The organism is Nakamurella deserti (genome assembly GCF_003260015.1).
GTDB lineage: Bacteria > Actinomycetota > Actinomycetes > Mycobacteriales > Nakamurellaceae > Nakamurella > Nakamurella deserti.
This window is the reverse complement of sequence record NZ_QCXS01000002.1, coordinates 2,873,730-2,887,180: the sequence shown is the minus strand read 5'-3', so window position 1 is coordinate 2,887,180 and position 13,451 is coordinate 2,873,730. Positions and strand designations below refer to the sequence as shown.

The following is a 13,451-nucleotide window of genomic DNA, read 5'->3' as shown; positions in this document are numbered from 1 at the left end:
GCTTCCGAACACCTGCTCCGAACGGACATCAGATGACTGAACCTGCCGCACCGACCGCCGCCCCGGAGGTCCTGTCGGGCGTCCGCGTGCTCGACTGCTCGATCGCGATGGCCGGGCCGTTCGCCGCACAGCGGTTGGGCGACCTCGGCGCCGACGTGATCAAGGTCGAGCCCATCACCGGCGAGTGGCAGCGGCACGCCGCGGCCGGTGGTGCCACCGGTAACCGGATCAACGTGTCGTTCCTGTCGCTGAACCGGAACAAGCGGTCCATCGCGGTCGACCTGAAGAGCGACGAGGGGCGGTCGATCCTGTACGACCTCGTCGCCACCAGCGACGTCTTCCTGCAGAACTACCGCCCCGGAGTGGCGGGTCGGCTCGGGGTCGACTACGAGACGCTGCGGGCGATCAATCCGGGCCTGGTCTACGTCAGCATGTCCGGCTACGGCGAGGACGGCCCGTACCGCAACCGTCCGGGGCAGGACCTGCTGCTGCAGGCGATGAGCGGTGCGATGCTCTCCGCGGGCAGCCACGGGACGCCGCCGCAGCCGGCCGGGCAGTACCTCGTGGACGCCGTCACCGCCTCCACGGCGTTTGAGGGGGTGCTCGCCGCCCTGTTCCACCGCGAGCGCACCGGCCAGGGCCAGCTCGTCACGGTCAACATGCTGGACGCCATCACCACGCTGCAGATGCAGGAGCTGTCGGTGTTCACCGTCGGCCAGGTGGCGCAGACCCGTGGGCAGCAGCCGCACGCCCACGTCTACATCCGCGCCCCCTACGGCGCTTTCGCCACCTCCGACGGCTTTCTCGCGCTGGCGATGCCCGAGCTCCCGCTGCTCGGCAAGGTCATCGGTGAGGACTCGTTCCTGTCGATGGACACCGAGGTGGACAGCTGGACCCACCGCGACGAGATCTACGAGCGGACCGCCGCCCGGCTGGTCGAACGGGCCACCGCGGAGTGGCTGGAGGCGTTCGACGCGGTCGGCATCTGGGCCGGTCCGGTGTACGACTACCAGGACCTCGTCGACGATCCGCAGATCGTCCACAACGGTACGTTCATCGAGTACGACCACCCCACCGAGGGCCGGATCCGGACCCCCGGGTTCCCGTACGGGATGTCGGTCACCCCGCCGCGCATCGACCGCGGCGCACCGTTGGCCGGCGAGCACACCCGGGAGATCCTCACCGAGCTCGGGGTGGCCCCGGAGCGCATCGAGCAGCTGGTCGACGGCGGGGTGGTCGCCGCGGAACCGGCGGCCGCCGAGGCCACGCCCGACACGATGCCGGCCGCCGGCGTCGCCCCGGCCGGCCAGGGCGGGCCCGCGTGAGGTACGCGGGCATCACCTGGGACCACCCGCGGGGGCGCAACGCCCTGGTCGCCGCCGCCGACCGCGAGCGTGCCGCCGGTTCCGGCCTCGACATCGTCTGGAAGGCGCACAGTCTCGAGCACTTCGAGTCGTTCCCGATCGACGAGCTGGCCCGCGATCACGACCTCATCGTGCTCGATCACCCGCATCTCGGGGAGGCGCTGGAGCACGGTTCGTTGATCGCCCTGGACACCGTGGTCGATCCGGCGGTGCTGGCCCGGTGGCGGTCGGCCGCCGTCGGGCCGTCGTTCGCGTCCTATGCGGTGGCCGGGGCGCAGTGGGCGGTGCCGCTGGACGCCGCGACCCAGGTCGCGGTGAGCCGGACGGCGCTGCTGGCTGCGCCGCCGCACACCTGGGAGGAGGTCCGGGCGCTCTCGGCGGAGGTGCCGGTGGCCCTGTCGCTGGCCGGCCCGCACGCCTACCTGACCTTCGCCTCGATCTGTGCGGCCCACGACGAGCCCTGCGACGGAGACGATCTCGTCTCCGACGAGGTCGCCCTGACGGTGCTGGACCTGATGTCGGAGCTCGCCCGGCGGGCGCCCGCCGGGACCGCCGTCGCCAACCCCATCGCCCTGCTCGAACGGCTGCGCAGCACCACCGACATCGCCTACTGCCCGTTGGTCTACGGCTACGTCACCTACAGTTCGGCCGACGTCCGGTTCAGCGACGCGCCGGTCGCCACGGCCGGTGGCCGGCACGGGTCCACCCTGGGTGGTACGGGGCTCGCGCTGTCCCGCCGGGCGGTGGTCACTCCCGAGCTGGTGCGCCACATCGAGTGGCTGATGGGTGATCTCGCCCAGACCCGGTTCATCCCACAGCACGACGGCCAGCCGAGCGCCCGCCTCGCGTGGCTCGATCCCGACCTCGACGAATCCGCCGCGGGGTTCTACCGCGCAACCCTGGCGACCGTCTCCGACGCCTGGGTCCGCCCCCGGCACGCGGGGTTCATCCGCTTCCAGACGGAGGCGTCGGCGGTCGTCCGCGACATCGTCGACGGCACCACCCCGCCGCGGGCCGGGTTGGCCGCACTGCGCGACCGGTACCGGCACAGCCTCGCCCGCACCCTCCCCGAGAAGGTCTGACATGACGACTGACCCCGCGCTCCCGGATCTCGGCACCGACGAGATCCGGCTGGAACTCCACGGTCTGGTGGCCGTGGTGACGATCGACCGGCCGCGCAAGCTGAACTCGGTGACCCAGGAGATGTCCGACGCGCTGGTCGTCGCGATGACCTGGGCCAACGACCACGACGACGTCCGCGCGGTCATCCTGACCGGGGCCGGCGACCGGGCGTTCTGCGCCGGGTCGGACATCCGGACGCTGGACAAGTACGCCACGCCCTGGCAGTTCCGCAACCGCGAGGACTACTGCGACGCCCTGCGCCGGCTGCGCAAGCCGCTGATCGCCGCGGTCAACGGCTACGCCTTCGGCGGCGGCCTCGAGACCGCGATGACCTGCGACATCCGGATCGCCTCCGAGACGGCGTCCTTCGCCGCCCCCGAGATCAAGCTCGGCTGGATCGGCGGCGGCGGGATGAGCACCTTCCTGGCGCACTCTATCGGTGCCAGTAACGCGGCCGTGATGCTGATGACCGGTGATCCGATCGACGCCGCCCGCGCGCTGACCTGGGGACTGGTCTCGGAGATCGTCCCGCCGGAGCGGCTGCTGCCGCGGGCCCGGGAACTGGCCGCCGTCATCGCCTCCCGGCCGCCGATCGCCGCGGAGACCGCCAAGGCCAACCTCCGCGCGGCGTACAACCTGCCGCAGGAGGAGGCCATCCGGTACGAGCGGGACCTGCAGACCGTCACCTTCGCCACGGCCGACGCCGACGAGGGCCGCGCCGCCTTCGCCGAGAAGCGTCCGGCCACGTTCCACCGCCGCTGACCGTGCCCACCGAGGAGTCCGCCCCCATGACGACCACCACCGACCGACCGGTTCTCGCCCCCGACATCCCGACCACCCTGCCCGACGACGGCTGCGCGGGCACCCTCGTCGGCCGGGTCTGGCGACCCGAGCACGGTGGCCCGTCACCGGTGCTGATCCGGGCGGACGGGGTGTTCGACCTGGCAGCCTCGTTCGCGACGGTCCGCGACCTGATGGAGACCGACGACCCCGCCGCAGCGGCCCGCGGCGCGGCGGGGGAGCGGATCGGCTCGCTGGCGGAGCTGCTGGCCAACACCCCGCCCGCCGGCCGGAACCCGGAGCGGCCGTGGCTGCTGGCGCCCATCGACCTGCAGGCGGTGAAGGCCGCCGGGGTCACCTTCGCGGTGTCGATGATCGAGCGGGTCATCGAGGAGCGGGTGCACGGCGACCCGGACGCCGCCGCCGCCATGCGTGATCAGATCCTGTCCGAGATCGGTGTCGAGCTCGGTGATCTCACCCCGGGGTCGGCGGAGGCCCAGTCGCTGAAGCAGTATCTCGTGGCCGAGGGCCTGTGGAGTCAGTACCTGGAGGTGGGGATCGGCGTCGACGCCGAGATCTTCACCAAGGCGCCGGTGATGGCGGCCGTCGGCACGGCCACCGCGGTCGGGGTGCTGTCCACGTCGAGCTGGAACAACCCCGAACCCGAGGTCGTCCTCGTCGTGGACTCACGCGGGCGCATCCGCGGTGCGGCCCTGGGCAACGACGTGAACCTGCGCGACATCGAGGGGCGCTCCGCGCTGTTGCTGGGCAAGGCCAAGGACAACAACGCCTCGTGTGCCATCGGGCCGTTCATCCGCCTCTTCGACGCGACCTTCGACCTGGACACGGTGCGCTCGATGGTGGTGTCCCTGGACATCCTCGGCGTCGACGGGTTCCGGGTCCGGGGCACCAGCAGGATGTCGCAGATCAGCCGCGACCCCGCCGACCTGGTCGCCCAGTTGATGGGACGCCACCACCAGTACCCCGACGGCGCGATCCTGATGCTGGGAACCATGTTCGCGCCGGTGGACGACCGTGCCGAGCCCGGACGCGGGTTCACCCACCGGCAGGGCGACGTGGTCGCCATCTCGTCGGCCGAGCTGGGTACGCTGGTCAACCAGGTCCAGGCCAGCGAGGAGTGTGACCCGTGGGAGTTCGGGATCGGGTCCCTGATGCGCAACCTCGCCGCGCGAAGCCTGCTGTGACCGCTGCGGTGACCGGTCCGGTGACCGCCCCCGGGCCGGCGGCGACCGACGAGCCGGTCGACGCCTCCCGACCCACCCGGCGCTCCACCCACGTCGTCACCCTCGACGACGTCGCCCGGCACGCGCAGGTGTCCCCGCAGACGGTGTCCCGGTCCATCCGCGCCCCCGAGCAGGTCTCGGTGCACACCCTGGAGCGGGTGCGGCGGTCCATCATCGCCACCGGCTACGTCCCGAACCTGGCCGCTTCCAACCTGGCGTCCAACCGCAGCATGACCGTGGCGGCCATCGTCCCCGACGTCTCGGCCAGCGTGTTCGCCGACGCGCTGCACGGCCTGGAGGAGGTGCTCGCGCCGTCGGGCTACCACCTGTTCATCGGCTCCACCGGATACCGGCCCGACCACGAGGAGGACCTCGTCCGGGCGTTCCTGGGCCGGCGGCCGGACGGCTTCTTCATCGTCGGCACCACCCACACCGACCGGACGACCCGGATGCTCCAGGAGTCGCGGGTGCCCACGGTGGAGACCTGGGAGATGAGCGAGACGCCCATCGACTCCGTGGTCGGCTTCTCCAACCGCGACGCCGCCCGGGCCGTGGTCCAGTACGCCGCCGACCGCGGCTACCGCCATCCCACCTTCGCCGGGTCGCTGCAGACCGGCGACTTCCGCGCGGCCCGCCGCCGGGACGCGTTCATCGAGGCGGTTCCCGAGCTGTTCCCCGGCGAGCCCGTCCGGGTGGTCGACTCCGGGACCCAGAAAGTGGACCTGGACACCGGGCGGCTGTTGCTGCACATGACCCGGTCACTGCACCCGGAGACCGACGTGCTGTTGTTCGCCAGCGACGTCTTCGCCGCCGGCGCCATCCTGGAGGCCGCCCGCCGGGGCATCCGGATCCCCGACGACCTCGCGGTCACCGGCTTCGGTGACTTCGAGCTGGCCCGTCACCTGCTGCCCACCCTCACCACGGTCTCGGTGCCCAACCGGCGGATCGGCACCGTGGCCGGCACCGTCCTGCTCGACCGGATGTCCGGACGGACCTCCGACGTGAGCATCGTCGACCTCGACTTCTCGATCGTCGCGCGCGAGAGCGCGTGAACCCCGCGCCCCCGCGCGCCCCCCCTGTCAGGAGACCACCATGTTGACCACCACCGATCCGCGCTCCGGTGTCAGCGCTGCCACGACGATCGAGCCGACCCCGACGGCGTCGGTGTCCGTCATCGCCGAGGCCGCCGCTGCGGCGGCGGCGTCACTCTCGTGGCGCGGGAGGGCGTTCCGCGCCGACCTGCTGGACGCGATGGGCACCGCCGTCGAACGCGCCCGGACCGAACTCGTCGCGGTTGCGGACGCCGAGACCGGTCTCGGACCGGTCCGGCTGAACGGCGAGCTCAGCCGGAGCGCCTTCCAGTTCCGGCTCTTCGCCGCCGCCGTCCGTGAGGGCTCGTACGTCGAGGCGGCCATCGACCACGCCGCGGACACCCCGCTCGGCCCGCAGCCCGACGTGCGGCGGATGCTGGTGCCGATCGGGCCGGTCGCCGTGTTCGGGTCCAGCAACTTCCCGTTCGCGTTCTCGGTGCTCGGTGGGGACGTCGCGTCGGCCATCGCGGCCGGTTGCCCGGTGGTCGCCAAGGCCCACGGGTCGCACCCGCGCACGTCGCAGTTGTCCTTCGAGACGCTCGCGGCGGCGTGCCGGACCGCCGGCGCCCCGGCGGGCACCGTCGGCATCGTGTACGGCCAGCAGGCCGGGACCGAGCTCGTGAAGCACCCCGCGATCCGGGCCGTCGGCTTCACCGGATCCCTCGGTGCGGCGGAGGCGCTGCAGGCGGCGATCGGCACCCGGGACGAGCCCATCCCGTTCTTCGGCGAGCTCTCGAGCATCAACCCGCTGATCGTCACCCCGGGGGCCGCCGCGGCCCGGCCCGCCGAGATCGCCGCCGGCCTCTTCACCTCCTACACCGGCTCGGCCGGCCAGCTGTGCACGAAGCCGGGGATCGCGTTCGTGCCCGACGGTGAGGCGGGTGACGCGCTGGTCGCCGAGCTCGCGACCCGTACCACCGCGGCGGATCCCGGCATCCTGCTGAACGCCCGGATCCGCTCGTCCTTCGACGACATCGCCGACCGTCTGCGCGGAGCCGGCGCCGAGCCGCTCGCCCGCGCCGCGGAACCGGCGGCGGACGGCGGGTTCACGGTGCCGCCGACGCTCCTGGAGACCACGGCCGTGGCGATGACCGCCGAGGTGGCGGAGGAGTGCTTCGGGCCGTTGCTGGTCGTCGCGCGGTACGCCGACCTCGGCGAGGTCACCGCGGCGGTGGGCCGGATCCCGCGGTCGTTGACCGCCACGGTCCACGGTGAGCCCACCGAGACCGACGTGGTGGCCGACCTCTTCGAGGCGCTGGCGCCTTTCGCGGGCCGGCTGGTCCACAACGGCTACCCGACCGGGGTGCGCGTCTCCTGGGCCCAGCAGCACGGCGGCCCCTGGCCGGCCACCAACTCCCAGCACACGTCGGTGGGCGTGACCGCGGTGCGCCGCTGGCTGCGCCCGCTGGCCTGGCAGAACGCCCCGGAGGCGGCGCTGCCGCGGGAGCTGCGCGACGCGGACGCGGGGATCCCGCGCCGGATCGACGGCGTGCTGACGCTGCCGGTCTGATCGGGTCCCGGCACGACGATGCCCGCCGCCCGGAGGATTCCGGGGGCGGGCATCGCGGCGGTGTCCGACTCAGGCGTCGCGGCGCTTCGCCGACGCCAGGGCCAGGATGAGCAGCACGACGGCGGTGCCGAGGAAGACCAGGCCGCCCTGCCACCAGTTGGGCGCCGCGTCGGCGGCCCGCCCGAAGCCACTGTCGCCGCTGTAGAACGCGGTCGACGCGCTGAACGGCAGCCACGGCTGCAGGTCCCGGCCGAAGTCGCCGAAGAGGTTGAACAGGTTCTCGACGAGCAACGGCCACAGCAGCACGACCGCGATGGCGCCGGCGGACTGCCGGATGAGGATGCCGACCGCGATCGCCAGGACCGCCGCGACCGCCGCGATCACCCCGGGACCCCAGATCACCCGGTAGTCGGTGGAGGACGTCAACGCGAACGCCGCGTCCGTCGAGCCCGGGCCGTGCACCGCCCGGGCCAGCAGGTAGCTGGCCACGGACGTCACTTCGACGATGAGAAAAGACAGGACGGCGAGGAGCACGCACTTGGCCAGCAGCAGGCCCGACCGCGAGGGCACCGCGAGGAACGAGCTGCGGATGGTGCCGAACCGGTACTCGGTCGTGACGGACAGCGCGGCCATCACCATCACGATCGAGATGGCGAAGTTGACCCAGGCCTGGCTGGTCTCCAACGACGCCGCCGAGCCGCGGTCGACCAGGGAGACCAGCAGCGTGATGCCCAGGCCCAGCACGGGCACCAGCGCGAGACACCAGTAGGGCGAGCGGGTGGAGAAGAGCTTGATGCGTTCGACGGTGATCAGCGACATCGGTTCACCTTCCTTCGGGCGAGCCGGGCAGCGCGGCTGCGGTGGTGCCGTGACCGGCGTCGGGGTGGGCGGCGTACTCCACGGCGCCACCGGTGAGGCTGATGAAGGCGTCCTCCAGCGAACCACGTCGGATCGACAGTTCGTGCAGAGTCAGGCCGTTCGCGGCGGCCAGCTCACCGATCCGCTCGATCGGGGCGTTGCCGACGGTGAGACCGTCGGCGTCGGCGGTCGTCTGGATGCCGGCACCGGCCAGGACCTCCTGCAACCGGGCCAGCTGCGGGGAGCGGACCCGGACCGAGCTCGAGGTCGCGTTGGCGATGAAGTCCTTCGTCGACGAGTCCGCGATCAGCCTCCCCCGGCCGATGACGACGAGATGGTCGGCGGTGAGGGCCATCTCGGACAGCAGGTGGCTCGAGACGAGCACGGTCTTGCCCTCGGCGGCCAGCGACTTCATGAAGTTGCGGATCCAGAGGATGCCCTCGGGGTCGAGGCCGTTCACCGGTTCGTCGAACATCAGGATCTCGGGGCGGCCCAGCAGGGCACCAGCGATGCCGAGGCGCTGCTTCATGCCGAGCGAGTACTTCCCGGCGCCCTTGCCGGCCACCGCGGTGAGACCGACGGTGTCGAGCACCTCGTCGACCCGCGACCGCGGGATGCCGTTGGAGGCGGCGATCCAGCGCAGATGGGCACCGCCGCTGCGGTTGGGGTGGATCCAGTTGGCGTCGAGCAGTGAGCCGATGCGGGTCAGCGGGTTCTTGATCCGGGAGTAGGGGACGCCGTCGATCAGCGCCCGGCCGGCGCTCGGGTTGTCCAGCCCGAGGATCATCCGCATCGTGGTGGACTTGCCCGCGCCGTTGGGTCCGAGGAAGCCGGTGACGACTCCCGGTCGGACGCTGAACGACAGGTCGTCCACCGCCAGCGTGGCGCCGTACCTCTTCGTGAGGCCTACGGCTTCGATCATGGTGTCATCCCCTTTGCGAGGTGATCGGTGGCGGGAGTGCCGGTCGGTGTGGTGCCGTTCCGTTCCCGGGTCCGTCACCGGCGAGAACTCTGCCGTATCGGCGCCGGGGTTTCATCGGTCGAAGGTCGTGTCGTGGTGTCCGCCGCGCGGGGGAGACGACCCCGGCCGCCGTCGGGGGCGCACCGACCCGTGGTCAGGGACCACCCCTGCGGGGTCAGCCCGCGAAGGGACTGGCGTCGCCACCCAGCGTCCGCGCCGCCCGCAGCGTCACGATGACGTCGTCGAGCATCTCGATCAGCAGGTCGATGCGCCGGTCCAGACTCGTCGTGGCCAGGATCTTCTGCCGGTCGAACGCGCCCAGTGGCGACAGCGCCGCGACCTGGAAACTGCCCAGCCGGGGGTCGTCGGCCACGTCGGGCATGCCGGCGTAGGACTCGTCGCCCATGGTCGTGGCGATGTCGGCGACGACGGTGAGCCGGTTCAGCACCCCCGTCCAGCGTTCGCCGACGTTGCGTCCGAGGGCGTCCACCGGTCCCTCGTCGGTGTCCACCAGCGGGGTGACGTCGGCGTGCGGCCACGGTTCGTCGGGATGCCAGCGGCGGACCCGGATGCGGCGGACACCGGCGGCGACCACCGTCCAGTGCCCCGGGGCGGCCAGGTGCGCGTCCAGGATGCGGGCCACGGTGCCGACGTCGGACCGGATGTCCCCGCCGCCCACCTCGTGCCCGCGCTCGATCAGCACCACGCCGAACTCGTCGCCGTGCTCCCGGCAGTGCTCGAGCATCGCCTGGTAGCGCGCCTCGAAGATGTGCAGCGGCAGCAGCTGGCCGGGCAGCAGGACACTGCCGAGCGGGAACATGGGCAGGTCCACGGATCCAGTGTGCCTCGTCGGCCGGTGGGCGTCGGGGGTCGCTCGTCGGGAGACGTCAGCTGTGCGTCACGGGTCCGGGGCCGGTGAAGAGTCCCACGCCGACGGCTCGCCGGCTCCGCGCTCAGCCGCGGAGACCGTACCGACGGCCGACCGCACGGCGTCCGCGACCGCCGCGGCGCCGCGGTCGCTGAACAGGATCGTGTAGTGGTTCACGCCCGGCACGTCGCGCAGGGTCAGCGAGGGCCGGCCGGCGACGACCGAGCCGGCCCATTCCGGCGGGTACATCCCCGGCTCCTCACCCTGCAGACCGCGGGGTGCCCGCAACACCGTGGTACCGACGGGCAGGTCGTCCAGCGCGGCCGGCAACCACCGGCCCCACAGGTCGGCCGTGTCCGCGGTCAACGCCGCGACCGGGGTGGACGGCCGCAGCTCGGGCGGGGCACCGGTGAGGTCGTAGTCGACGTAGTCGGCCACCGCGTCGTTCCACCCACCGGCGAACGCCGGGTGCGCGCGGAAGAAGTCGCGGTAGCTCGCGCGGTCGGGGAAGGTCATGGTCAACCGGGCCTTGGCCGGTCCGAGCAGCGCGGTCGACCGCTCGTCGTCGGTGAGACCCGGCGGGCCGGGCGGCAGCGGTAGGCCCCCGTCCACCAGCACGACCGCCGGGACCCGCGCCCGGTGCCGGCTGCGCAGCGCGACCGCCACGAAACCGCCCATCGAATGGCCGACCACCGTGGCCGTCGGAACCTCGAGCGCGTCCAGCACGGCGGCGATGTCGTCGGCGTGACCCGCCATCCCGTACGGCCCGGGCAGGCCGGCGGAGCGGCCACGGCCGCGCAGATCGGGAGCGACGATCCGCACCTGCGGCAGCCGGTCGGCCACCATCGACCAGCAGCGGTGCGACGCGGTCACCCCGTGCACGGCGACGACCGTGGGTGCCCGGCCGTCGGCGCCGGCCGGTTCCCAGACGCCCAGCCGCAGCTCACCGCCGCGCACCGGCACGTCCAGGGTGCGGTACCGGTCCGTCCCGGTCACGACACGGTGTCCACGGCGCGGACGTCGGCGAGGAAGGCGAGCAGCACCGCGAGCCAGCGGTCCTCGGCATCGATGCACGGGCCGTGGGCGGAACCCTCGAACATCTCGCTGCGGACGCTGCCGCCGGCGGCGGCGTAGCGCTGCAGCACGTCCCGGATCTGGGTGACCTGAGGCTGCACGGGGAACTCGTGCGCACCCGGCCAGCCGGGCACCAGGCCCTGCGCACCCAGGACCCCGAAGTCCAACGGCGAGGCGTCGGACACGACCAGATCCAGGGCGCCGTGCGTCCACAGCACCGGCGGCTTCGGGTCGAGGTCCACGATGTCGTCCCAGCGGCAGTACTTCGGCGACAACGCGTTGGCGATCCCGCGGACCCCGGGCGCGACCCCCGGCCAGTGCGGTGAGGTGGCGGCGTCACCGGGATAGCCGTCGTCACCCAGCAGCGTCTTGTGGATCTCGGCGACGAGGACGTCCTCCCGCTCGGCCGGCAGCGTGAACCCGGGCGCGAAGAACAGCGAGCGCATGACATTGCGGATGGAGAACGGATTCCCGGGGTCGTCGTCGTGGCGGGCCAGCGACGCGACGAGCTGCGGGTTGACGCTGCCCGCGCCCGACCCGGCGTGGTCGTCGGCGTTCGGTGTGCCGTCGCGGCGGACACCGCCGTAGCCGTACGGCGACACCGGATCCAGGAAGGTCAGCGACGCGGCCGGCCGGGTCCGGACGAACGCGGTGATGGCGGCGGCTCCGGTCGACCAGCCGACCAGATGCGGTGGCCGGTCGATCCCGAGAGCGTCCAGCAGGGCGGCGAGGTCGTCGGCCCAGTCGGTGAGGCCGCGGGTGGCGTCCAGCGGCAGTGGCTCGGTGTCGCCGAAGCCACGCATGTCCGGCGCGAGAACCCGGTAGGTGTCCGGGATCCGGGGCATCAGGTGCTCGTAGAACCGGCCGGTCGACAGATTCCCGTGCAGCAGCACCAGCGGCACCCCGTCCGCGGGACCGCTCTCCAGCAGGTGCACCCGCAGCCGCTCGGTGTCGACCTGGACGGAGCGCACACCGGGCAGCAGATCCATGCGCTGCATCCTGGCCGGGCCGGTGCGGCCGGTCAAGGGTGCCCGCCGCCGGGCGGACGCCGGCCGTCCGCCCGGCGGCGACGGTCAGCGCGGTCCGCGCCAGGCCCGCTCGAACGGCAGCCGCCAGGCGTGCGGGGCGATCAGCTGGTGGATGGCGTTCGGTCCCCAGCTGCCCGGCGGGTACATCTTGACCTCGGGCGGGTCGTCCAGCAGCGGCATCGACCGCTCCCAGAGGCTCTCGATGCCCTCGGCGGTGGTGAACAGCGTCCGGTCCCCGCGCATGGCGTCCAGGATGAGCCGCTCGTAGGCCTCCAGGACGTCACCGGCGCGCTCGGTGTCGTGGGTGGAGAACTGCATGGACAGCTTGTCCAGCCGCATCCCCGGGCCCGGCCGTTTGCCGTAGAAGGACAGCGACACCTTGCTCTCGTCGGCCAGATCGAAGGTCAGGTGGTCGGGCCCCTGTGACCCCACACCGGAGCCGGCCGGGAACATCGACTTCGGCGCCTCCTTGAAGGCGATGGAGATGATCCGCTGGCCCTCCGCCATCTTCTTGCCGGTCCGCAGGTAGAACGGCACCCCCGCCCAGCGCCAGTTGTCGATGGCCACCTTCATGGCGATGAACGTCTCGGTGTCGGACTCCCGGGCGACGCCGTCCTCGCGGCGGTAGCCCTGGTACTGCCCGCGGACCACCTCCGCGGGGTTGATCGGCAGCATCGAGCGGAAGACCTTGTTCTTCTCCTCGCTGATGGCCCGGGGCTCCAGCGCCGTCGGTGGTTCCATCGCGACGAAGGCGAGCACCTGGAACAGGTGCGTCACCACCATGTCCTTGAACGCGCCGGTCGACTCGTAGAAACCCGCCCGGCGGTCCAGCCCGAGTTGCTCGGGGATGTCGATCTGCACGTGGTCGATGAAGTTGCGGTTCCAGATGGGCTCGAACAGGCCGTTGGCGAAGCGGAACGCCAGGATGTTCTGCGCGGCCTCCTTGCCCAGGAAGTGGTCGATCCGGAAGACCTGACTCTCCTTGAACGTCTGGTGGACCTCGGCGTTGAGCGCCACGGCGCTCTCCAGGTCGGTGCCGAACGGCTTCTCCATGACGATGCGGGAGCGCTCGACGAGCTTGGCGTCCTCCAGCATCGTGATCACCGCCAGTGCGGCCTTCGGGGGGACGCTCAGGTAGTGCAGCCGCCGCACGTCGGGTCCGAGGGCGGCCTCGGCCTGCTCGACCGCGGCGGCCAGCGCCTCGGGACCGGCCGACTGCGGGACGTAGCAGAGCTTGGCCGCGAAGGTCTCCCACTGCTCCTCGCTGAGCGTGTGGGTGCCGAACTCGGTGATGGCCTGCCGGGCGAAGGCGCGGAAGCTGGCGTCGTCGAACTCCTCCAGCGACGTGCCCACCACCTGGATGTCCGGGGCCAGCTCGGACAACGCCAGGTGGGCGAGCCCGGGCAGCAGCTTGCGGCGGGCCAGGTCGCCGGTCGCGCCGAACAGGGTGACGACGTGCGGGTCGATGTGCTCGGCGTCCCGGCGCGAGGGCCGCGATCCGAGGGCGGGGTAGGCGATCGTCTGCGCGGTTATCTCAGCCATGTACCGATG

12 protein-coding genes are annotated in these 13,451 nt (G+C 72.2%); 6 read left to right on the top strand and 6 right to left on the bottom strand.

The window, feature by feature from the left end; translation table 11 throughout:
* The first annotated feature begins 32 nt into the window (after positions 1–32).
* The 6 genes from DB033_RS13155 to DB033_RS13130 are packed head-to-tail and all read left to right on the top strand — an operon-like array spanning position 33 to position 7,111.
* On the top strand, positions 33–1,325 hold the full coding sequence (locus tag DB033_RS13155) for a CaiB/BaiF CoA transferase family protein (protein WP_111767076.1): 1,293 nt from the start codon (positions 33–35) through the stop codon (positions 1,323–1,325).
* Positions 1,322–2,446: a type 2 periplasmic-binding domain-containing protein gene (locus tag DB033_RS13150; protein WP_111767075.1), complete on the top strand. Its 1,125-nt coding sequence runs from the start codon at positions 1,322–1,324 to the stop codon at positions 2,444–2,446. The genes DB033_RS13155 and DB033_RS13150 overlap by 4 nt, the downstream gene beginning before the upstream one ends.
* Before the next feature lies 1 nt (position 2,447).
* Positions 2,448–3,248, top strand: a complete 801-nt coding sequence (locus DB033_RS13145) for an enoyl-CoA hydratase/isomerase family protein (protein ID WP_111767074.1) — start codon at positions 2,448–2,450, stop codon at positions 3,246–3,248.
* Positions 3,249–3,274: 26 nt separating this feature from the next.
* On the top strand, positions 3,275–4,471 hold the full coding sequence (locus DB033_RS13140) for a fumarylacetoacetate hydrolase family protein (RefSeq protein WP_111767474.1): 1,197 nt from the start codon (positions 3,275–3,277) through the stop codon (positions 4,469–4,471).
* Positions 4,468–5,562 (top strand): LacI family DNA-binding transcriptional regulator, encoded by a 1,095-nt coding sequence (locus tag DB033_RS13135; protein WP_205843796.1) that lies wholly within the window; start codon positions 4,468–4,470, stop codon positions 5,560–5,562. Before DB033_RS13140 ends, DB033_RS13135 begins: the two co-directional genes overlap by 4 nt.
* A 40-nt stretch (positions 5,563–5,602) precedes the next feature.
* Entirely contained in the window at positions 5,603–7,111 is a 1,509-nt protein-coding gene (locus tag DB033_RS13130) for an aldehyde dehydrogenase family protein (RefSeq protein WP_111767073.1), read from the top strand.
* 69 nt (positions 7,112–7,180) lie between these two features.
* On the opposite strand, the gene DB033_RS13125 is transcribed toward DB033_RS13130, so the two are convergent.
* From DB033_RS13125 to zwf, 6 genes are all read right to left on the bottom strand, one after another.
* Positions 7,181–7,930 (bottom strand): hypothetical protein, encoded by a 750-nt coding sequence (locus DB033_RS13125; protein WP_111767072.1) that lies wholly within the window; start codon positions 7,928–7,930, stop codon positions 7,181–7,183.
* 4 nt (positions 7,931–7,934) lie between these two features.
* Positions 7,935–8,891 (bottom strand): ABC transporter ATP-binding protein, encoded by a 957-nt coding sequence (locus DB033_RS13120; RefSeq protein ID WP_111767071.1) that lies wholly within the window; start codon positions 8,889–8,891, stop codon positions 7,935–7,937.
* Positions 8,892–9,105: 214 nt separating this feature from the next.
* Positions 9,106–9,762: an LON peptidase substrate-binding domain-containing protein gene (locus DB033_RS13115; RefSeq protein ID WP_157970668.1), complete on the bottom strand. Its 657-nt coding sequence runs from the start codon at positions 9,760–9,762 to the stop codon at positions 9,106–9,108.
* A 66-nt stretch (positions 9,763–9,828) separates the two neighbouring features.
* Entirely contained in the window at positions 9,829–10,794 is a 966-nt protein-coding gene (locus DB033_RS13110) for an alpha/beta hydrolase (protein WP_111767069.1), read from the bottom strand.
* Positions 10,791–11,861, bottom strand: coding sequence for an alpha/beta fold hydrolase (locus tag DB033_RS13105; protein ID WP_111767068.1), 1,071 nt, complete (start codon positions 11,859–11,861; stop codon positions 10,791–10,793). Before DB033_RS13105 ends, DB033_RS13110 begins: the two co-directional genes overlap by 4 nt.
* Positions 11,862–11,945: 84 nt before the next feature.
* Positions 11,946–13,442 carry a glucose-6-phosphate dehydrogenase gene (gene zwf / locus DB033_RS13100; RefSeq protein ID WP_170315538.1) on the bottom strand — a complete coding sequence of 499 codons (1,497 nt, stop codon included), beginning with the start codon at positions 13,440–13,442 and terminating at the stop codon, positions 11,946–11,948.
* Between the last annotated feature and the right edge of the window lie 9 nt (positions 13,443–13,451).